Genomic DNA, 20,182 nt, shown 5'->3' with positions numbered 1-20,182 from the left:
CGCTTGCCGCAGGGCGCGGGGCCCCGGGCGGGAGTTTTGGCGGTGGGTCGCTGTCAGGGCAGCTTCTTCTGCATGAAGACACTGGAGCTGTTGGCTTCGTAGCCGCCAAACGGCCCGCAGGTTTTGAACCCGTGGCGGGCGTAAAGCTTGTGGGCCGCGTGCAGCAGATCGCCGGTCTCGAGCTTCAGCCACGGCAGACCGGCGGCGCGGGCCTCGTCCTCCAGCATTCGCATCAGGGCGTCGGCGGCGCCGGTGCCGCGCGCGCTTTCGGCAACGAACATCGACTTGATCTCGCCATAGCCGTCGCGCAGCGCCAGCGCGGCGCAACCGACGATGGCGTCGCCATCGCGGGCGGTGAAGAAGCGGATGTCATCGCCGCACAGCTGGTCGACCGAGAGAAAGTGGTTCTCCTCCGGTTCGAACAGCTCCTGCATCAGGGCGTGGCTGGCCTGAAGCAACGCGAGCGCCTGCGGGTGGCGCGGGTCGCCGGGTTCGACCGCGATCATGCCGGGGTGGTTTCCTGAAGCGCGGCTTCGATCGCGACACGGTCCAGACCGGCCTGGCCGATGACCACCAGCTTCGTCTCGCGCGGCTCGCTGGCGGCAAGCGGGCGGTCGAAGTAGGTATCGACGCGGGGGCCCACGGCCTGCAGCGTCAGGCGCATCGGCTTGCCGGCGACGGCGGCGAAGCCCTTGAGGCGCAGGATGTCGTGGGCGCGGATCACCTGAGCCACCTGTTCGGCGAAGGCCTTGGGGTCGGTGATTTCCGGGCGGGTCACCACGAAGCTGTCGAATTCGTCATGGCCGTGCTCGTGTTCGTGGTCGTGATGGTGGTCGTCATCCTCGTCGTCATCATGATGATGGTGGTGATGGTGAACTTCGTGCCGCGCAGAGATATCGGTCTCGGCGGCCTGGCCACGGCCCAGCAGGACATCGACCGGCAGCGCGCCCATCGAGGTCTTCACCACCTGCACCCCGGCGCGCGCATCGGAACCCAGCCGCGTCGCCAGCGCCTCGGCCGAGGCGGTGTCCAGCAGGTCGGTCTTGTTCACCACGATCATGTCGGCACAGGCGATCTGGTCCTCGAACAGCTCCGACAGCGGGGTTTCGTGGTCGAGGTTGTCGTCAATCGCACGCTGACGGTCGACGGCGGCGACGTCATGGGCGAAACGGCCCTCGGTCACGGCCTTGCCATCGACCACGGTGACAACGCCGTCGACGGTGACACGGGTGGAGATCTCGGGCCAGTTGAAGGCGCGGACCAGCGGCTGCGGCAAGGCGAGGCCCGAGGTCTCGATCACGATGTGGTCGGGGGGCGTGTCGCGGTCCAGCAGCTTTTGGAGGGTCGGCACGAAATCCTCGGCCACGGTGCAGCAGATGCAGCCATTCGACAGCTCCATCACGTCGTCGTCGGTGCAGGTCTCGTCACCGCAGCCTTTCAGGATATCGCCGTCGACGCCAAGGTCGCCGAACTCGTTGATGATCAGCGCGATGCGGCGGCCGTTGGCGTTGGCCAGCATGTGGCGGATCAGGGTGGTCTTGCCGGACCCGAGAAAGCCGGTAACGACGGTGGCGGGGATCTTGGCGGGCATTGCGGTCTCCGTTAATGGGATCCGATGGTCAGGTTGACGATCTGTGTAGGCTGCGAGGGTGGCAAGGCGCTTGCCGCCCGGCTGAGGGAAACGATGGACGACGTCGAGGTCGTGCATGCCGGCTGCTTGCAGGTCTGTGCAAGGTCGGCCGGAATGGCGGCGCAGGCCGAAGGGCGCGCGACATATGTCTTCGGCGGGCTGAGCGAGGCGGATGCCGATGATATCGCCAGGTTCGTGGCGGCATATCGTGTCGAACCCAAGGGCTGGATCGCGGACGCCCGGCCGCTGAGGCGGTTGCGACATTGCCTGGTGGCGCGTGTCCCGGCCATGCCCTAGGGCCTCAGCTGCACAGTGGCCGCAACGGGGTTGCCGTCCACGGACAGGGTTTCGTGGCTGTTGGCGTTCAGGGTCACGCGAATTTCCCGGGCATCCTCGGGCAGGCCGGACAGGTGATACCAAGGCCCGTAGACCCGGTTCAGTTTCACACCGTCGACATAGATATGGGCGTGGCCCTCACCCGGTGTATGAACCGCGTTCACGTCTTCCGGGGCAAAGCGGAAATGCTCGGTGACGATGTGAAGGTTCCATGCAGAGTCGCCTTCGGGAACGAGGTCCAGCGTCAGGGTCGGGGCCGGGTCGCCGGCGGGTAGCAGGGCATCGTGGTCGTGCGACATAGAGCTTGAGGTCATGTCGTGCGCCGTGTGGTCGCCGTGGTCGTGGCCGTCCAGGGTAATGCCCTGCGACGCAGCGTACAGAAAGCCGCCGCCGGTGCCGAAGAACAGGCCGATGACAAGCATCAACAGGGGTTTCATGGCGCGTATCCTTGACGAAAAAGCGCCGCCCGGTCGGAACCGGGCAGCGCGGCGTGTTCACGAGGTCAGGCCGGTTGCGGCGCGCCCTGTGTCTCTCGTTGCCAGAAGAAACCGGCAAAGCAGCCCAGCGTGACCCAGGCCGCCAGCCCGACGCCCAGTGCGCGGCCGGCGAACTCGCCGCCAAGCTCTGGCGGCACCGGTCCGGTGAACACCTCGGGCTGTGGCGCGCCGATGACATGCGGCGCCAGCAGCAACACGACGGCGGCGCCCCACGCGGCCCAGTTGCGACCGAAGGCAATCAACGCGACGGCGATGGCCGAGGCGGCAACGGTGCCGAACCACCAGATCTGACGCGCCACCACGTCGGCGGCGGCGACACCGGGCAGCTCCGGCGGCAGGCTGAAGGCCGGCGCAAAATGCACCGCGACGAACCCGCCGAGCCCCCACAGGATGCCGCGCCGCGCGTCGACCGAATGGCCGCGTTCGGAAGCAAGCGCCATGGCGCCGACCATGATGAAGGCATAGCCGGTATAGACCAGCACGGTGAACAACACGCTCAGCCCGTCGCGCATCAGGTCGATGCCGCCCACGTCCTGATGGGCCGGGACGGTGCTTTCGGACCCGAAGTGGATCAGGTCACCGCCCTCGTAAAGCTCTGCATGCAACAGGACCGGCTGGACGAAATACAGTTGCAGCGCGGCGGCAATCAGCCCCGCTGCAAACCCAGCGAACAACGCGCTGGTGAAGACCTTGCCGTACATGGATCAGTGGCAGGGAAAGCCGGTGGCGTGGCGCACGTCGTGAGCCGCGTCATGCAGGGTTTCCGCCTGGACGTGGCCGGTCACGAAGATGATTGCGCCGCCGATCAGCAGCGCGGCGATGAAAGCGCCGATGGCCGAACCGCTGGCTGTCTGGCTGGTCTGTGTCGCAGTCGCGTTCATGTCGTTCCTCCTCTTGCCGTCATCCCCGACGACAGTTTCAGGTTTCATGCACGGCTGGTCTCCTGGCTTCGCGGGTCACTGCGTCTCGCCGCCTTCCCGGGTCCGAATTGAACGGAAACCCAGTGGCATCGTGGCGGGACGCTCGCCGCTTACAGTCGCGGGGGCGGCTTCGGCTTCGGGCCCCGATGTGGGTCACCACGTTCCGAATTCCCAGTTAGGCCCTGCGTGCTTGGCACGACTGCGGGCACCGTACGCAACCTTTCTGCGCATGCGGGAACGGGGCGTCAAGGCGGATTGCGTTCCGTGTGCGTGTCCCGAGGCGGCGTATCGTGGAGAAGACGGCGTGCATCCCGCATCGACAGCAGGGGCCGGGCGGGTTTCGGGTCGGGGCCCATCAGTCGCCGTACCGCCTGCCGCGAGGCGGGGGATAATCCGGCCATGGCCTGAGGGCCGGGCCAGAAGGTTTCGCAGGCCAAACCCTCGGCCACGACCAGCGCATGACGACGCGTGACGAGATGGATCAGCGGGTCTGCCGCAGAAGCAGGCGCAGGGCCGATCCGTGGCCATGCGGTCAGCGCGCGGGCGGGAACCAGCGCGTCTAGGTCGGGAAGCCACACGCGGTGCTGGGCGCTTAGCAGCAAGCCGCGGGCGGGACGCCCCGGGCCCAGTGCGTCGGTCCGGAACCGTATGGGCCGCATCGCGGAATTGGCCGGGCTGCGCAGCACAAAGTCCAGCCGCGCCGTCCCGCCATCGAACAGGCGCAACTGTTCGCCGCCATTCAGCTGTGCGGCCGCGCGCCACCGTCCATCCGCCAACAGAATACGGCTGCGCGGACCGAAGCATGGTGGCCACATGCTGCTATAAGCGTTGATCCCGTAGGACCCGTCATACCGGCCGACCACTGTAAGTGGCACGCCGTCGGGCGGTTTCAGACCCTGCGGGACGAAGCCGTGGATCGTGAACGCGTCATTGGCGAGCGAGATGAATTGCAGGATATAGGTCTGCCCCCCGGCACCCTCGACATTCAGCACGTACTCGGATTCGATGATGGTCCCGGCCGTGTGGAACGCGCCGTCGAGCGTGTAATCTGCCGCCAGCGTCTGTTCCAGCCCGGCATCGTCGTCGAAGTACGTATTGGTGGTGTCTTCGACGAGCACCTCCTGAAAGGTGGCGCCGTTGGTCAGCGTGACGGTATCGGTCCCCAGCGCGAACTGGTACCCGCCGTTGTCGTTGAACCCGCTGACGTTGCTTGTCGAGATCTGGGAGATCTCGAAGAAATTCAAAGCATACTGTGGCATCACCCTTCGCACCCGGCTACGCACCAAGGGATATCCGGTCGCATATAATTCGACGTTAAAGCCGGTTGGGCGCGCGGCAATTTCTCAATATCTTGGGGATAACGGGCCCTTTCCCGCCACATGCAGCGCGTCAGCGTTGACTCATCTGCCACGCCCCGGAGAATGGCGGGAACGAGAATCAACCGGGCAGCAGTTCCTTGCGTTTCACACGAATCCGTCTCAACGGCTTCAAGAGCTTTGTCGATCCGACCGACCTGATGATTCAGGACGGGCTGACAGGGGTGGTCGGTCCGAACGGTTGCGGCAAGTCGAACCTGCTGGAGGCGCTGCGTTGGGTCATGGGGGAAAACCGACCGACCGCGATGCGCGGCGGTGGCATGGAAGACGTGATCTTCGCGGGTGCGGCAACCCGGCCCGCCCGGAACTTTGCCGAAGTGTCGCTGCATCTCGATAACTCGGACCGGCTGGCGCCCGCCGGGTTCAACGACAGCGACCTGCTGGAGATCACGCGCCGGATCACCCGCGACGCCGGTTCGGCGTACAAGGTGAACTCGAAAGACACCCGCGCGCGCGATGTGCAGATGATGTTCGCTGACGCCTCGACGGGGGCGCATTCGCCCGCGCTGGTGCGGCAGGGCCAGATCTCGGAACTGATCAACGCCAAGCCGAAGAACCGCCGGCGGGTGCTGGAGGATGCGGCCGGTATCGGGGGGCTGTACCAGCGGCGGCACGAGGCCGAACTGAAGCTGAACGGCGCCGAGCAGAACCTGCTGCGCGTCGATGACGTGATCGAACAGCTTGCCGGCCAGCTCTCGCAGCTTGCGCGTCAGGCGCGGCAGGCGGCGCGGTACCGCGAGATCGGGACGGCGCTGCGGCAGTCCGAAGGCATGCTGCTGTATCGCCGCTGGCGCGAAGCCGACGAGGCCCGACTGTCCGCCGAATCCGGCCTGCGCGAGCGGATCACTGCTGCAGCCGCCGCCGAGCGCGCCGCCGTGGCCGCGGCACAGGCCCGCGAGACGGCGGACGAGGCGCTGCCGCCGCTGCGCGAGGAAGAAGCCATCGCCGCCGCGATCTTGCAACGCCTTCTGGTGCAGCGCGATGCGCTGTCCGATCAGGAGGCGCGCGCGAAGGCGGCAATCGAAACGCTGACGGCGCGGATTGCGCAGTTGGGCCGCGACCTTGAACGCGAAGTGGCGCTGAACCGCGACGCGGGCGACTCCATCTCGCTGCTGAAGGAGGAGCAGGAGGAACTGGTCGCCGCGGGCGAGGGGCATGACGACGCGGTCGAGGAAGCCGCCGAGGCGGCGAAGGACGCGGCTCGGGTTCTGCAAGAGCGTGAAGACGCCCTGTCGGCGCTGACCGAGGAAGCTGCCCGCCTGTCGGCCCGGCACCAGTCGGCACAGCGCCTGCTGAATGACACGCGCAAGACGTTGGACCGCAACGAGACCGAGGCCGAACGCGCCCGCGAGGCGGTCGAAGCCGCGCGCGAGTCGCTTGAGGGGTCTGACGGAGCCTTCACCGCGGCGCAGGAGGCTTTGGAAGAAGCCACCGCGATGGCCGAAGAGGCCGAGACGCTGTTGACCGAGGCCGACGACGCCCGCGCCGAAGCGCAATCGCGCGAGGCGGACGCCCGCGCCGAATGGTCCGAAGCCGATGGCGAAGTCAGCGCCCTGCGCGCCGAGGCGAACGCGCTGTCGAAGCTGGTGCAGCGCGACACGTCCGAGGGCGGTGTCATCGACGCGCTGCGGGTGCAGTCGGGTTACGAGAAAGCGCTGGGCGCGGCGCTCGCCGACGATCTGCGCGCGCCCGAGATCGGGCCGGAAGGCGTGTCCGGCTGGGCGCATCTGCCCGGCTATCCGGCGCCGCAGGAATTGCCCGCCGGGGTCGCGGCGCTGTCGAACTACGTCACCGTTCCCGCCGTTCTGGCCCGCCGCGTCGGACAGGTCGGCGTGGTCGCGCCCGAGGACGGCGCGCGGTTGCAGGCGGACCTGAAGCCGGGGCAGCGGCTGGTGTCGACCGAGGGCGATCTGTGGCGCTGGGACGGCTTCCGCGCCGGTGCCGAGGACGCGCCCTCTGCCGCCGCGCTGCGGTTGCAGCAGCTGAACCGGCTTGAGGATTTGAAGCAGTCGCTGGAACAGGCCACCGCCCGCGCCGACGGCGCCGCCCGCGCGCACGAGATGCTGAAGAACCAGCTTCGCGACCTGACCGAGGCCGACCGTCGCGCCCGCGAAGCCCGCCGCACCGCGGATGGCCGCGTTGCCGATGCGAACCGCGCGCTGTCCCGCGCCGAGGCCGACCGCAACATCGCGGACGGCAAGCTTGAGACGGCTCAGCTTGCGGTGACCCGGCACGAGGACGAGGCGAACCGTGCCCGTCTGGCGCTGTCCGAGGCAGAGCGCGGAATGGCCGAACTGGGCGATCTCGACGCCGCGCGCGCGCAGGTCGAAGACGTCAAGATGACCGTCGAAGCCGCGCGTATGACGATGATGTCCCGCCGTGCCGCGCATGATGAACTGAAGCGCGAGGGCGAGGCCCGCTCCGGTCGTCTGCGCAGCGTCGAGAAGGACATTGCGGGCTGGCAGAAGCGTCTTGAGACGGCGGATACGCGGATCTCGGAACTTGCGGCGCGGAAGTCCGATTCAGAGGCCGAATTGGAAGAGGCGCAGGAAGTCCCCGCGCAGCTATCCATCGAGCGAGAGACGCTTACAGACGGCATCACCGAGGCAGAGGAGCGCCGCAACGCCGCGGCCGATGCGCTTGCGATAGCAGAGACCACGCAACGCGAAACCATCGCCGCCGAGCGCGACGCCGAGCGCGAGGCCGGTCAGGCCCGCGAGGCGCGCGCCGCCGCCGAAGCCCGCGCCGAGGCCGCGCGCGAGGCGGTTCAGACCGCCGCCGACCGGATCGAGGAAGCGCTTGAACTGACGCCGCAGACCCTTTTGGCGCAGCTGGAGACCGACCCGGACCAGATGCCCTCGGCCGAGAGTATCGAACACGAGGTGAACCGCCTGAAACGGCAGCGTGACGCGCTGGGTGCGGTGAACCTGCGGGCCGAGGAAGACGCCAAGGAAGTTCAGGAAGAGCACGACACGCTGGTCACCGAAAAGGCCGATCTGGAAGCCGCGATCTCGAAGCTGCGGACCGGGATTTCCAGTCTGAACAAAGAGGGTCGTGAACGGCTGCTGACGGCTTTCGAGCAGGTGAACTCGAACTTCTCGATGCTGTTCACTCACCTGTTCGGCGGTGGCGAGGCCAAGCTGGTTCTCGTGGAATCCGACGACCCGCTGGAAGCCGGGCTCGAGATCATGTGCCAGCCGCCGGGCAAGAAGCTGTCGACCCTGTCACTGCTGTCGGGTGGCGAGCAGACGCTGACCGCGCTGGCGCTGATCTTCGGCGTGTTCCTTGCGAACCCGGCGCCGATCTGCGTGCTCGACGAGGTCGACGCGCCGTTGGACGACGCCAACGTGACCCGGTTCTGCGACATGCTGGACGAGATGACGCGACGCGCGTCCACACGGTTCCTTTGCATCACGCACCACGCCGTGACGATGGCCCGGATGGACCGTCTGTTCGGCGTGACGATGCAGGAACAGGGGGTGTCGCAGCTGGTCTCTGTCGACCTGAAAAAGGCAGAGCAGATGGTCGCCTGACCGCGTACGGAGGAGGTGCCGCGTTGAGCGAAGACAAGATCGAGATCGAGAACGTCAACACGCCGGGCAAAACCACTCGTGTCGACCGGGCAAAGTTCGAAGACATGCGCGCGGCGCTTCTGGCGGTGCTTCCCGACGAAGCGCCGGGGATGAAGGTTCCCGACGCAAAGGCCGCTCTTTTGCCGAAGCTGTCGCAAGACCTGTTTCCCGGCGGAGACAAGGCTGGCTGGTGGCTGAAGGCGGTGCAGCTGGACCTCGAAGCGAAGCGGGTGATCGGGCGGGCCGAGAAACCGCCCGTGCGGCTATACCGCCTGCCTGAGTGAGCCGCGCTTGAGCCTTTCTTGAGTGTCCGACCCTTAACCTCCGGTTCACCGCGATACTTCGCGGGGATTGGAGGTGATGGGACTGAACGAAAATGCCTTTCGCAAATGGATGGTCGCGATTGCGTTCCTGACGCTGGTCGTCGCGATCGTCCGGCTCTGGATCGGCTTTGATGGGACCATGAAAGAGAGCCCCCGCAGAGCAGCAACTCTGCGGGGGCAATTTCAGTGACGAGACTGAACGCTTGGTAGCGCCTTTCGATATGCCCTCTTGTACCACAGAGCTTAAGCACCGGTAAATGTCGTGGGGCTGTCTTGGTAAATACAACGGCGGCTCCCACGCTGGATGAAACGCCTGCCACGCAGAAAGCTCAGCAAACCGACTGCGGAGGACGACCTTATGCCCCTTCCTGTTCTTATCTTCGTGCTCGCCGCGATTGCCCTGCGTTTCGCTTCGCTTGCCGTATCGATCCGCAACGAAAAGCACCTCAAGGCGGACGGTGCCGTGGAGTATGGCGCTAGAACAAGCATGGCTCTCGCCGCAGCGCATATTGCGTTCTACCTCGCGGCGATTGCGGAAAGCGTCTGGCGGGCAAAGCCTGTATCGCCGGTCACGTGGTCTGGCGTTGCGCTATACGTCCTGTCGATCTGTGCGCTTTGGTGGGTCATCGCGACCCTTGGGCGGTTCTGGACGGTGAAGCTGATCATCGCCCGCGATCATGCGCTGGTGACGAACCCCGTGTTCCTGAAGCTTCGCCATCCGAACTATTTCCTGAACATCCTGCCGGAACTTCTGGGCTTCGCGCTGGCGCTTCAGGCTTGGACGACTTTGGTCGCGGGGCTGCCGCTGTACGCAATCTTGCTGTGGCGCAGGATCGGGCAGGAAGAGCAGGTAATGCGCGCCCGGTTCGCGGGCTACTGACCTTCAAAAAGAAACCCGCGGAACCTTCTGGCGCCGCGGGTTCGGGACGTTCTCGGAGAGAGAGCGAAAACGTTCGTGTGTTGAGTGCTTTCTACCGACTGCTAGAAGTCGTGTAAAATTCTAACTGGTTTTGTGGTTAAGCCCCGGCATCCTTCCTACAGCCGATTCAGCAGCTCTCGGGTCGGCCATGCGTCGGCAGGCAGGCCCAGCCGCTTCTGTTCCGCCTGTACCGCGGCACGGGTCCCGGCACCGAGGATGCCGTCGATCTTTCCGACGTCATGCCCAAGCGCGGCCAGCTTCTGTTGCAGCGCCTTCATCTCGCCGTCGGACAGGCGCGGATCGGCGTTGCCGGGGTCATAGACCGGCGCACCCATCAGACGGGTCGCGAAATAGGCTGCCGTGGCGACGTAGACATAGCTTTGGTTCCACTCGAACAGCGCCTGGTAGTTCGGATAGATCATGAAGGCCGGGCCCTTGCGCCCCATAGGCATCATTAGCGTGCCATCCAGAGACGGCCCTTCCCACGCGCCAGAGCGGGGCACCACGCCCCAGGCTTCCCACTCGCCGATCGGGCGGTAGTGCTCTGGCTGCACGCCGGTTTCTTCCCACGGCATTTCGGGCGGCAGGACGACTTCCTGCATCCAGGGTTCGTTCGGGCGCCAGCCGAAGCTGCGCAGCATGTTCGCGCCGGAGAACAGCGCGTCGGCGACCGAGTGGTCAAGGTCGACATGCCCGTCGCCGTCACCGTCATAACCACGGTGCATGATGTCGAGCGGCAGCATCTGGACCTGCCCCACTTCGCCGGCCCATGCGCCTTGGGTTTCCAGCGGGAAATCGCCGCGGGCGTAAAGCTCCAGCGCACCGAAGACCTGCGGCTGGAATAGTTCCGGACGGCGGCAGTCGTGCGACAGCGTCATCAGCGTGTCGATGGTGTTGAAATCGCCGGTGAACGCGCCGAAGTCGGTCTCGAAAGCCCAGAACGACAGCAAGATACCGCGCGGCACACCCAGTTCGGCCTCGATCCGCGAAAAGATCGCGTCGTTCTTCTGGGACTCCTGCCGACCCCGGTCGAGCCGGTACTGGGCGATCAGACGGCGCGAGAAGTCGATGAAGTCGGAGTTGAAAATCCCCTGCGCGCGGTCGGCATTGATGGTGCGCTGCAAGTAGTTGGCAGAGCGGAAGAACGGCGTGGTCACTTCCGGCGGATAGCTCATCTCTTCGGCCTTCGCCTTCATGCGGTTGACGAAGTCGCCGAAGCTGCCGCCGCATTCGACATGAAGCTGGCGGGTTTCCTCAGCTTTCAAAGTACCTGCTGAAACCGCAAGAAGGGCGGCCATCGAAACGATTTTTGCGAAACGCATTGGGTCCTCTCACCTGTTTGCCGGCAATGTAACAGCCGGCGGCCTTCAGGCAACGGCGAACAGGATAACAAGGGCAAGGGCTGCGGCCCATGTGCGCCAAAGGCCGCGAGTAGCGGCCTCAATCTCGGCGGGGCCGGGGTGCTTTCGGCCCGACGGGTGAACGAAGGGAAAGTCCCTCATCTCTCCCCCGTACGAGCGGGGACCGGACAGCGCGGTGTCCAGTGCGGGGGCCATGGCGGCCTCGGGCCAGCCTGCGTTCGGGGAACGGTGCAGACGGGCGTCGCGCGCCATGTCGCGCCAACTGGCGGGAGCGCCGTGAACCGCCCAGATCAGCAGCGCGGTCAGACGTGCGGGGATCAGGTTCACAAGGTCGTCGAACCGCGCGGCGGCCCAGCCGAACGCCTCGTGCCTTGGTGTGCGGTAACCAATCATGCTGTCGGCGGTGTTGGTCATCTTGTAGATCATCAGCCCCGGCAGCCCCCCGATCAGGAACCAGAACGCCGGGGCGATGACCCCATCCGACAGGTTCTCGGCCGCGCTTTCGATTGCGCCGCGGGCAATGGCGGGGCCGTCCATCGCCGCCGTGTCCCGGCCGACGATCTTGGCGACGGCGCGGCGTCCGGCGGCTACAGACTGGCGCAATTCGCGCGCGACGTCGGCGACGTGATCGCAAAGACTGCGCTGGGCAAGAAGCATGGCGGCGATCAGCACTTCCCAAAGCGGGCCAAGGGGGAGGGCAGAGATCGCCCAGCCAATCACGCCCGCTCCGGCGCATAGGCAGACAAGGGTCACAATCCCCTTCAGTCGGCGGTTCTCGCCCGCATTGAACCGGCGGTCGGCCCATCCCACAGCGCGGCCCATCAGCACGGCGGGGTGCGGCAACCGCGACCACAGCCAGCGCGGCTCGCCGAACAGCGCGTCCAGCAACATCGCGGCGGCCAGCAGAACGGCGTGGGTCATGCCGGGCGCAGCCGCATCAGTCTTCCGGCAGCGGCGGGTGGCGGGTCACGAAATGCCCCTTCACCCCTTGCGGCCACTGGCGATAGGGCACCTGACCCGTCTCGCTTTCGGCGTGCAGCGCGGCATAGGTCAGGATCGCATCGGCACTTTCATCGTCAGGCGCGAAGTCGCCCAGCGTGTAGCAAAGCTTGTCCTTCGCCTGAACGGTCACGTTGCAGCCCTTGCCGCAGCCCATCAGGCAGGAATGCCGCCGCACCCGAACGCCATCGGGACAGGGCAAAGCCTCGACGAGTGCCGCCAGCCGGTCACCGTCCGTACGGCCCGCGGATTCGTCCCAATCCTCGCGCTTGCAGGTCTCGCAGATCGTCACCCAGGTCGCCATCGTGCCTCCGTATTCGTCGACGGAGTTGAAGCCGATCCCGCGCCGGTGCGCAAGTTGCCGCCGGGCACATTCCGACAGCACACCCGTTAACCACCTGTTAGGGTTTTGGTAGGACTCTGGATACCAATGGCAGAGGCGATTGCGGCTGAAACGCAGTGCCCTGCCGGCGTTTCCGGAGGGCCGAATGCACGTTCTCATCGTCGAAAGCGAGCCGGCGCTGGCCGAGGTCTGGGCCTCTCACCTCAGGCGGCAGGGGGCCGAGGTTATCACCGCGCATTCCGAGGATGCCGCTATTCAGGTGCTTCAGAACGACGACGTGGACGTGATCGTGTTGGACCTGATCCTTGTGGGCGGCAGCGCCTTCGCCGTCGCCGATTTCGCAAGCTATCGCCAGCCAGAGGCACGGGTGGTCTTCGTTACGAACACATCGTTTTTCACCGATGGCTCGATCTTCCGCCACATCCCGAACGCCTGCGCTTTCCTTCCCAGCGCCACCCCGCCCGCAGACCTTGCGGCGGTCGTCGGGCATTATGGCGTCGCGACGCCGCCCTTGACCCATGCCGAGGGCGGCTGACGCGCGGCCGCGGATCAGGTGCCGATGGCGTCGCGACCGTGGGGCGCTTCCCAATCGAGGATCGGGTTGATCGGCAGGATCCGGTGCGGGTTCACCGTCTCGTGGCTGTAGTGGTAGTGCCGCACGATGTGGTCGAAATGGACCGTGTCGGCGACCCGCCCGTTCGGCGTCTCCCACTGGTACAGTTCGCGGGTGAAGCCCCAGAGGTTCGGATAGTCGCGCAGGAAGTTGCGATTGCACTTGAAGTGCGTGTGATAGACGAGGTCGAAGCGGAACAGCGTCGTCACCAGACGCCAATCTGCCTCGGTCACCCGATCTCCCATCAAATAGCGGTTCCGCGACAGCCGGTCTTCCAGCCAGTCGAGCGAGTCGAACAGGGCATGGACCGCGTCATCATAGGCCTCTTGCGAGGTCGCGAAGCCCGATTTGTATACGCCGTTGTTCACCGTGTCGTAGATCCGCGCGTTTACCTCTTCGATGCCGTCGCGCAGATCTTCGGGCCAGTAGTCGTCGGTATTGCCCGTCAGATCGTTGAACGCCGAGTTCAGCATGCGAATGATCTCGGCGGACTCGTTGGACACGATGGTGTTTTGCTGCTTGTCCCACAGCACCGGCACCGTCACGCGGCCGGATACTTCGGGATCGGCCCGGATGTAGACGTCGCGCATGAAAGGCAGGCCGAACAGGCCGTCGCCGGTGGCGCCGTCGAAGTCGGTCTTGAACGTCCAGCCGTCGCCCAGCATGTCGGGGTGAACGACGGACACGTCGATCAGGTCTTCCAGTCCTTTCAGTTTCCGGAAGATCAGCGCCCGGTGGGCCCATGGGCAGGCGTAAGAGACGTAAAGGTGATACCGCCCCGGTTCGGCCTTGAAGCCGCCGTCGCCCGAGGGGCCAGCGCTGCCGTCCGAGGTGACCCAGTTGCGGAACTTGGTCGTGGTGCGGACGAATTTGCCGCCCGTCTTTTCCGTGTCGTACCAGTTGTCCTTCCAGACGCCGTTCACTAGCTCGCCCATCGGGAAGCCTCCTTCCAATCCTGTTCGCGGCAGAACCTAAGCCGATTGCCGCGAGGGAAAACGCCCTCTGTGGCGCAAGTCTGGTGCGTGTGCGCACAGATCGCTTCGTGGCGTCCAATTCTGTGCGGCGAATCCGTTTGCAGGCTGCCGGACCGCCGCCTATACCGGACGGCGACGAACCCGGAGGACCGGGTCGGATTGGAGTGCGGGATGAGGTTGACCCAAACAGGGGACCGGGGCTCGCGTCGTCGCCCGGGGCGTATAGCGCCCGGTCTGTCCCTTTCCGGCCCGAAACAGGCACGCAATTGGAAAGAGACGCACGATGAAGACCACACCGACAATCGCAGCAAGTCTCCTCCCCGGTGCCGCTCTTGCGCATCCCGGCCATCTGGCCGAGGCCGCGGGCCACAACCACTGGATCGGCCTCGCCGCGCTGGGCGCCGCCGTCGCGGTGGCGGGCTGGGCGATCCTGAAGGGCCGCAAGGACAAGGAGGCGGAGACCTCCGAGCACGACGCCGACCCGTCCGAGGACGACGCGCAGCAGGAGGCCTGAGCCCCATGGGCAAGACCGGCGTGATGATCTGCGGTCACGGCTCGCGCAGCCAAGCCGCCGTCGACGAATTCGCGGTGCTGGCGCAGAAGCTTCCGGCCTACCTGCCCGACGACTGGCTGACCGACTATGGCTATCTCGAATTCGCCAACCCTGTGATCCGCGACGGGCTGGACCGTCTGCGCGAGGCGGGCTGTGACCGGATCCTCGCCGTGCCCGGCATGCTGTTCGCCGCCATGCACGCGAAGAACGACATCCCGACGGTGCTGAACACCTACGCCGCCAAGCACGGGCTGGACGTGGCCTATGGCCGCGAGCTTGGCGTCGACCCCAAGATGATCGCCGCCGCCGGCGCGCGGGTACAGGAAGCCGTCGATCGCGCCAACGCCAAGCATGGCGAGGTCTCGCTTCACGACACCTGCCTTGTGGTGATCGGTCGCGGCGCGTCTGATCCGGACGCCAACGCCAACGTTGCCAAGATCGCCCGGATGTTGTGGGAGGGCATGGGCTTCGGCTGGTGCGAGATCGGCTATTCCGGAGTCACATTCCCGCTGGTCGAGCCCTGCCTGACCCACGTGGCGAAGCTGGGCTACAAACGGGTCATCGTGTTTCCGTACTTCCTGTTCACCGGTATCCTGATCGACCGGATCTATGGCTTCACCGACAAGGTCGCGGCCGCGCATCCCGAGATCCAGTTCGTCAAGGCAGGCTACCTGAACGACCACCCAAAGGTGCTGGAAACCTTCGCCGAGCGTGTCCGCGAGATCGCCAGCGGCGTGCCGGTGCCGAACTGCGGTGTCTGCGCCTACCGCGAGCAGGTGCTGGCGCTGGAAAATGGCGAGCATCGCCACATCAAGCCCGAGGACCGCAAGCACCCCGCCTTCGCCGATATGCCGCCGCCCACCTGCGTGCTGTGCAAGTACCGGGTGCAGGTGCTGGGGTTCGAGGCCGAGGTCGGCGCGGTGCAGGAAAGCCACCACCACCATGTCGAAGGGCAGGGGGCCTCGGCGCCCGGCTCGAACGTGGCGGACTGCACGTTGTGCGACACGTTCTGCACCGGCGAGTGCAGGCTGGAAATGGCAGCGCATCACCACCACCACGACCATCACCACCACGATCACGGCCACGGCCATCATCACCATCATGACCATGACCATGATCACGGGCACGACCACCACCACCACGCGCCCTATCCCCACGCGGACCACCCGCACGGCCCGGAAAGCGCGCGTTCGACGCGGAAGTGACGTTGGGCTTCTTCTGACCCAAAATACCCCTGCCGGAGGTGTCCGGCGCTGCCACGAAAGATGCCGCCGAAGATGCGCCCCTACCTGAAGGACCCCGCCGCGATCTACGCGGAAAGCTTCGCCACCGTCCGGCGGGAGGCGCGGCTTGACCGGTTCGACGCCGGGATGGCACGGCTGGTCACGCGGGTGATCCATTCCTGCGGCATGGTCGAGATCGCGGATCGTCTGGCTTTCTCGGAAGGCGCGTTCGAGGCCGGAGAGACCGCTCTGCGCGCGGGCGCGCCTGTGATCTGCGATTGCGAGATGGTTGGCGCGGGCGTGATCCGGCGCAATCTGCCGGTGGAGAACGAGGTGATCGTCACTCTGAACGATCACCGCACCCACGGGCTGGCGCGCGACCTGGGCACCACCCGCTCTGCCGCGGCGGTCGAATTGTGGCGCGATCGGCTGGACGGTGCGGTCGTCGCGATCGGAAATGCGCCCACCGCCCTGTTCCACCTTCTCGAACGGCTGGACGAGGGCTGGCCGAAACCGGCGGTCATCCTCGGCTTCCCGGTGGGCTTCGTCGGTGCGGCTGAATCGAAGGCGGAGCTTGCCGCCAATCCGCGGGGTTGCGACTTCGTCGCGCTGCGCGGCCGGCGCGGCGGTTCCGCGATGGCCTCGGCGGCGGTGAACGCGCTTGCCGCCGGACTGCCGGAGGAGACCCCATGACACCCTGGCTTCATATCGTTGGCATCGGAGAGGACGGTCTCGCCGGCCTGACCCCTGCGACCCGCGCCGTGGTCGAAGCGGCGGACGTTATCGTCGGCGGAGACCGGCACCACGACCTGTCCGGCGCGGTGAAAGCCGAGCGCATCGCGTGGCCCAGCCCGTTCGACGCGATGATCGACACGATCCGGTCTCTGAAGGGGCGGCGTGCGGTGATCCTCGTCACCGGCGATCCGTTGTGGTTCTCGGTCGGCGCCCGCATCGGCCGCGCCATCGACCCGTCCGAGATCACCTATCACCCGCAGTTGTCGGCCTTCCAGCTGGCCGCCGCCCGGATGGGCTGGTCGCTGGCGGATGTCGAGACGCTGACGGTCCATGGCCGTCCGGTCGAGCAGATGATCGCCTTCATCCAGCCCGACGCGCGGCTGCTGATCCTGACCACGGGCGAGGACACCCCAGCCCGGATCGCGGCTTTCCTCGCTGAACGCGGATTCGGTGCGTCGAAAATGACGGTGCTGGCCGCGATGGGCGGCGAACGGGAACAGCGGTTCGATGGCGTGGCCGAAAGCTGGTCGCATCAGGTCCCGGCGTTCAACACGCTTGCGGTCGAATGCATCGCCGCCCCCGATGCCGCCCTGCTGCCGCGCGTGCCGGGCCTGTCCGACGACCTGTTCCGCCACGATGGCACCATGACCAAGCAGGAAATCCGTGCGGCGACGCTGGCGAAGCTGATGCCGATGCGCGGGGCGCTGCTGTGGGACATCGGAACGGGCTGCGGCTCGGTCGCGGTCGAATGGATGCGCGCGGCCCGCTATGCCCGCGCCATCGGCATCGAGCCCCGCGCCGACCGGCGCGAGATGGCGGCGGCCAATGCGCTTGCGCTGGGCGCGCCCCGGCTGGAGCTGATCGCGGGAGACGCGCCGGAGGCATTGACCGGGCTGGAAGCGCCCGACGCGATCTTCATCGGCGGCGGTATGTCGTCCGCGGTGTTTCAGGCGGCTTGGGCGGCGCTGAAGCCGCTGGGCCGGCTGGTCGCCAACGCGGTGACGCTGGAGTCGGAGGCCGAGTTGATCGCGCTGCACAAAGAGCACGGTGGGCAGCTGGTGAAACTGCAGGTCAACCGGGCCGAACCGGTCGGCAGCCTGACCGGCTGGCGCCCGCTGATGCCGGTCACGCAATGGAGCCTCGTCAAGCGATGACGCAGCGCACCGCAATCCCCTCCCCCCACCGGGGGGAGGGTCAGGGAGGGGGACGCCAATGACCAAACCCACCCTCTACGGCGTGGGCCTCGGCCCCGGCGACCCCGACCTGATCACCCGAAAAGCCGCCCGGTTGATCGAAACGGCCGAGGTCATCGCCTACCCCTCGCTTGCTGGCGGCGACAGCCTTGCCCGGTCCATCGCAGCCGACCTGATCCCGGACACCGCCCGCGAGATCGTCATGTCCATTCCCATGACCCGCGACCGCGCCCCGGCGCAGACCGCCTATGACCTCGGCGCGCTGGCGATCCGCGCCGAACTGGAAGCGGGCCGCGGCGTGGTCTGCCTGTGCGAGGGCGACCCGTTCTTCTATGGCTCCTTCATGTACCTTCACGCGCGTCTGAAGGGCGATTTCCCCGTCGAGATCGTGCCCGGCGTCACCTCGCTGACCGCCTGTGCCGCGCGCGCGGGAATGCCGCTGGCCGCCCGCAACGAACGCGTGACGGTGCTGCCCGGGCCGTTGCCCGACGGCGAACTGGAATCGCGGATCGCCGGGGCCGAAAGCCTTGCCATCCTTAAGGTCGGTCGCCACCTGCCGCGCATCCGTTCGGTGCTGGACCGGCTGGGGCTGACCGATCAGGCCGTCTATGTGGAACGCGCGACCATGGCGGCCGAGAAGGTGCTGCCGCTGTCGGATGCCCCCGAAGACGCGCCGTATTTCTCGATGATCCTGCTGACCAAGGGGGCCGATCCGTGGCTGTAACTCCCGTCATCCTTGCCCTGTCCCGGTCCGGCGAAGCTACCGCGCATCGCGTGGCCGATGCGTTGGGCGCGCCGGTCCATGGCCGCGAGGGCCGGGTGGAGAAGGCCGATGCCTTCTTCCCCAACGCGCTGGACCACGCCCGCGACCTGTTCGCCGCCGGAACGCCCGTGATCGGCGTTTGCGCGTCGGGCATCCTGATCCGCGCCGTCGCGCCGCTGCTGTCCGACAAGCGGACCGAGCCGCCGGTGCTGTCGGTGTCGGACGATGGCGCGGTGGTGGTGCCGCTGCTCGGCGGGCATCGCGGCGCGAACCGGCTGGCACGGCGAATCGCCGAAGCGCTGGACGCCACGGCTGCTGTCACGACCGCTGGCGATGTTGTGCTGGGCGTCGCGCTGGATGAGCCGCCCGAGGGCTGGGTGCTGGCCAACCCCGAGGCCGCGAAGGACGCGATGGCGGCGCTGCTGTCCGGGGGCGGGGCCCGCGTGACGGGCGACGAGGCCGCGCGGGCGACATGGCTTGCGGACCTGCCCGAGGGCGACGCGGTTCAGATCGTCTGCACGATGGAGCCGGTGGCACCCGCGACGCCCGAAACGCTGGTCTATCACCCACAGCGCGCGGTGCTGGGCGTCGGGGCTTCGCGCAACTGCCCGCCGGAAGAACTGGCTTCGCTGGTGGACGGGCTTTTGGCCGAGGCCAGTCTTGCACCGGGGGCGCTGGCGGCCGTTGCGACCGCTGGGATCAAGGCCGACGAACCCGCCGTGCTGGCGCTGGCGAAGCGGCTGGGCGTCCCGCTGCGCCTGTTCTCTGCCGAGGAGCTGGAGGCGGAAACGCCACGCAGCGAAACGCCATCCGACGTTGTCTTTGCCGAGATCGGCACCCATGGCGTTGCCGAGAACGCGGCGCTGGCCTGCGGCGATGCCGGGGCCGCGATCTGGTATCCGAAACGCAAGTCGGCGATGTGCACCGCCGCGCTGACCGTTTCGCCGGACCCGGTCGCCCCCGAGGGCCGGACGCGCGGGCGGCTGTCGCTTGTGGGCATCGGCCCGGGGCAGGCGGCCTGGCGCACGCCCGAGGCGTCGCGGCTGGTGGCCGAGGCGGACGAACTGGTCGGCTATGGTCTCTACATCGACCTGCTGGGTCCACTGGCGGCGGGCAAGCCGCGCCACGACTTCCCGCTGGGCGGCGAGGAGGCGCGCTGCCGCTTCGCGCTGGAACGCGCGGCGGAAGGGCGCGACGTGGCGCTGATCTGCTCGGGCGATGCCGGGATCTACGCGATGGGGGCGCTGGTCTTCGAACTGCTGGACCGCGACAGCCACGGCGTGTCCGACGCGGCGCGGCGGGTCGAGGTGATCTCGGCCCCCGGCGTGTCGGCGCTGCAGGGCGCGGCGGCGCGGGCGGGGGCGCCGCTGGGCCACGATTTCTGTGCGATCTCGCTGTCGGACCTGCTGACCCCGCGCGAGGATATCTTGCGGCGGGTGAAGGCAGCGGCAGAGGGGGACTTCGTCATCGCCTTCTACAACCCGGTGTCCAAGCGGCGGCGGGACCTGCTGGCCTTGGCGCGGGACACCCTGTTGCAGCATCGGCCCGCGGATTGCCCGGTGTTGCTGGCGTCGTCGCTGGGGCGGCCGGAGGAAGAGCTGCGCTATCGCCGACTGGAGGATCTGCAGGTTGACGAGGTGGACATGCTGACCGTGGTGCTGGTGGGCTCGTCCCAGTCGCGCCTGTGGCAGTCGGGCGAAGGCGCGCGGATGTATACGCCGCGCGGGTATGCTCGGAAGATTGATGGGGATTTGTCGGATGTGTCGTAGCGCTGTTTCCTCCTCTGTTAATGTCTCCCCCTCCCTAACCCACCCCCGGGGGAGGGGACCTGTTGCGCCTGTGGTGATGGGAG

Annotated in this window: 22 protein-coding genes and 1 riboswitch; of the genes, 12 read left to right on the top strand and 10 right to left on the bottom strand. The window is 66.9% G+C overall.

Annotation, left to right across the window (positions count from 1 at the left end):
- Positions 1 to 53: 53 nt before the first annotated feature.
- The gene (locus ACP156_RS20495) at positions 54 to 506 is read right to left on the bottom strand and encodes a GNAT family N-acetyltransferase (protein ID WP_425053240.1); all 453 of its coding nucleotides are present in this window, start codon (positions 504 to 506) and stop codon (positions 54 to 56) included.
- Positions 503 to 1,591 (bottom strand): cobalamin biosynthesis protein CobW, encoded by a 1,089-nt coding sequence (gene cobW, locus ACP156_RS20490; protein WP_425053239.1) that lies wholly within the window; start codon positions 1,589 to 1,591, stop codon positions 503 to 505. Before cobW ends, ACP156_RS20495 begins: the two co-directional genes overlap by 4 nt.
- A 24-nt stretch (positions 1,592 to 1,615) precedes the next feature.
- Here cobW and ACP156_RS20485 point away from each other — a divergent pair, with 24 nt between their 5' ends.
- Positions 1,616 to 1,927, top strand: a complete 312-nt coding sequence (locus ACP156_RS20485; RefSeq protein ID WP_425053238.1) for a DUF1636 family protein — start codon at positions 1,616 to 1,618, stop codon at positions 1,925 to 1,927.
- On the opposite strand, the gene ACP156_RS20480 is transcribed toward ACP156_RS20485, so the two are convergent.
- The 4 genes from ACP156_RS20480 to ACP156_RS20465 all read right to left on the bottom strand — a co-directional run bounded on the left by ACP156_RS20480 (position 1,924) and on the right by ACP156_RS20465 (position 4,627).
- Positions 1,924 to 2,403, bottom strand: coding sequence for a hypothetical protein (locus ACP156_RS20480; RefSeq protein ID WP_425053237.1), 480 nt, complete (start codon positions 2,401 to 2,403; stop codon positions 1,924 to 1,926). The genes ACP156_RS20485 and ACP156_RS20480 overlap by 4 nt on opposite strands.
- Positions 2,404 to 2,468: 65 nt before the next feature.
- The gene (locus tag ACP156_RS20475; RefSeq protein WP_425053236.1) at positions 2,469 to 3,164 is read right to left on the bottom strand and encodes a CbtA family protein; all 696 of its coding nucleotides are present in this window, start codon (positions 3,162 to 3,164) and stop codon (positions 2,469 to 2,471) included.
- 3 nt (positions 3,165 to 3,167) lie between these two features.
- Complete coding sequence (locus tag ACP156_RS20470; RefSeq protein ID WP_425053235.1) at positions 3,168 to 3,344, bottom strand: CbtB domain-containing protein; 177 nt, start codon at positions 3,342 to 3,344, stop codon at positions 3,168 to 3,170.
- A 35-nt stretch (positions 3,345 to 3,379) separates the two neighbouring features.
- Positions 3,380 to 3,611: riboswitch (cobalamin riboswitch) on the bottom strand.
- 17 nt (positions 3,612 to 3,628) lie between these two features.
- Complete coding sequence (locus ACP156_RS20465) at positions 3,629 to 4,627, bottom strand: Hint domain-containing protein (RefSeq protein WP_425053234.1); 999 nt, start codon at positions 4,625 to 4,627, stop codon at positions 3,629 to 3,631.
- Between the two features lie 212 nt (positions 4,628 to 4,839).
- Between ACP156_RS20465 and ACP156_RS20460 the strand changes: the two genes are divergently transcribed.
- From ACP156_RS20460 to ACP156_RS20445, 4 genes are all read left to right on the top strand, one after another.
- Entirely contained in the window at positions 4,840 to 8,292 is a 3,453-nt protein-coding gene (locus tag ACP156_RS20460; protein WP_425053233.1) for an AAA family ATPase, read from the top strand.
- Between the two features lie 23 nt (positions 8,293 to 8,315).
- Positions 8,316 to 8,615, top strand: a complete 300-nt coding sequence (locus ACP156_RS20455) for a DUF6958 family protein (protein ID WP_425053232.1) — start codon at positions 8,316 to 8,318, stop codon at positions 8,613 to 8,615.
- Positions 8,616 to 8,691: 76 nt separating this feature from the next.
- Positions 8,692 to 8,844, top strand: coding sequence for a hypothetical protein (locus ACP156_RS20450; protein WP_425053231.1), 153 nt, complete (start codon positions 8,692 to 8,694; stop codon positions 8,842 to 8,844).
- Positions 8,845 to 9,012: 168 nt separating this feature from the next.
- Entirely contained in the window at positions 9,013 to 9,534 is a 522-nt protein-coding gene (locus tag ACP156_RS20445; protein ID WP_425053230.1) for an isoprenylcysteine carboxyl methyltransferase family protein, read from the top strand.
- A gap of 155 nt (positions 9,535 to 9,689) precedes the next feature.
- Here the strand turns inward: ACP156_RS20445 and ACP156_RS20440 are convergent, their stop codons facing one another.
- Genes ACP156_RS20440 through ACP156_RS20430 form a run of 3 tightly spaced genes read right to left on the bottom strand, consistent with a single transcriptional unit; the run spans position 9,690 to position 12,237 of the window.
- On the bottom strand, positions 9,690 to 10,895 hold the full coding sequence (locus ACP156_RS20440) for a lytic murein transglycosylase (protein ID WP_425053229.1): 1,206 nt from the start codon (positions 10,893 to 10,895) through the stop codon (positions 9,690 to 9,692).
- A gap of 45 nt (positions 10,896 to 10,940) precedes the next feature.
- Entirely contained in the window at positions 10,941 to 11,855 is a 915-nt protein-coding gene (cbiB, locus tag ACP156_RS20435) for an adenosylcobinamide-phosphate synthase CbiB (RefSeq protein WP_425053228.1), read from the bottom strand.
- A gap of 16 nt (positions 11,856 to 11,871) precedes the next feature.
- Positions 11,872 to 12,237 carry a DUF1636 family protein gene (locus ACP156_RS20430; RefSeq protein WP_425053227.1) on the bottom strand — a complete coding sequence of 122 codons (366 nt, stop codon included), beginning with the start codon at positions 12,235 to 12,237 and terminating at the stop codon, positions 11,872 to 11,874.
- Positions 12,238 to 12,421: 184 nt separating this feature from the next.
- On the opposite strand from ACP156_RS20430, the gene ACP156_RS20425 reads away from it, so the two are divergent.
- The gene (locus ACP156_RS20425; protein ID WP_425053226.1) at positions 12,422 to 12,811 is read left to right on the top strand and encodes a response regulator transcription factor; all 390 of its coding nucleotides are present in this window, start codon (positions 12,422 to 12,424) and stop codon (positions 12,809 to 12,811) included.
- Positions 12,812 to 12,825: 14 nt separating this feature from the next.
- On the opposite strand, the gene ACP156_RS20420 is transcribed toward ACP156_RS20425, so the two are convergent.
- Complete coding sequence (locus ACP156_RS20420; protein WP_425053225.1) at positions 12,826 to 13,824, bottom strand: glutathione S-transferase family protein; 999 nt, start codon at positions 13,822 to 13,824, stop codon at positions 12,826 to 12,828.
- Between the two features lie 322 nt (positions 13,825 to 14,146).
- On the opposite strand from ACP156_RS20420, the gene ACP156_RS20415 reads away from it, so the two are divergent.
- The 6 genes from ACP156_RS20415 (at position 14,147) to cobJ (ending at position 20,099) form a co-directional block, all read left to right on the top strand.
- Positions 14,147 to 14,377 carry a DUF6732 family protein gene (locus ACP156_RS20415; protein ID WP_425053224.1) on the top strand — a complete coding sequence of 77 codons (231 nt, stop codon included), beginning with the start codon at positions 14,147 to 14,149 and terminating at the stop codon, positions 14,375 to 14,377.
- A 5-nt stretch (positions 14,378 to 14,382) separates the two neighbouring features.
- On the top strand, positions 14,383 to 15,621 hold the full coding sequence (locus ACP156_RS20410) for a sirohydrochlorin chelatase (protein ID WP_425053223.1): 1,239 nt from the start codon (positions 14,383 to 14,385) through the stop codon (positions 15,619 to 15,621).
- A gap of 72 nt (positions 15,622 to 15,693) precedes the next feature.
- Positions 15,694 to 16,332 (top strand): precorrin-8X methylmutase, encoded by a 639-nt coding sequence (locus ACP156_RS20405; RefSeq protein ID WP_425053278.1) that lies wholly within the window; start codon positions 15,694 to 15,696, stop codon positions 16,330 to 16,332.
- The gene (gene cbiE / locus ACP156_RS20400; protein WP_425053222.1) at positions 16,329 to 17,528 is read left to right on the top strand and encodes a precorrin-6y C5,15-methyltransferase (decarboxylating) subunit CbiE; all 1,200 of its coding nucleotides are present in this window, start codon (positions 16,329 to 16,331) and stop codon (positions 17,526 to 17,528) included. The genes ACP156_RS20405 and cbiE overlap by 4 nt, the downstream gene beginning before the upstream one ends.
- Positions 17,529 to 17,586: 58 nt before the next feature.
- Positions 17,587 to 18,291, top strand: a complete 705-nt coding sequence (cobI, locus tag ACP156_RS20395) for a precorrin-2 C(20)-methyltransferase (protein WP_425053221.1) — start codon at positions 17,587 to 17,589, stop codon at positions 18,289 to 18,291.
- A complete protein-coding gene (gene cobJ / locus ACP156_RS20390) occupies positions 18,282 to 20,099 on the top strand; it encodes a precorrin-3B C(17)-methyltransferase (protein WP_425053219.1) in 1,818 nt (605 codons plus the stop codon). The genes cobI and cobJ overlap by 10 nt, the downstream gene beginning before the upstream one ends.
- Positions 20,100 to 20,182 lie beyond the last annotated feature (83 nt).

Source organism: Psychromarinibacter sp. S121 (assembly GCF_049801035.1).
Classification (GTDB): domain Bacteria; phylum Pseudomonadota; class Alphaproteobacteria; order Rhodobacterales; family Rhodobacteraceae; genus Psychromarinibacter.
Note: the sequence above shows the minus strand (reverse complement) of the source record. Positions and strands in the feature narration are given on the sequence as shown.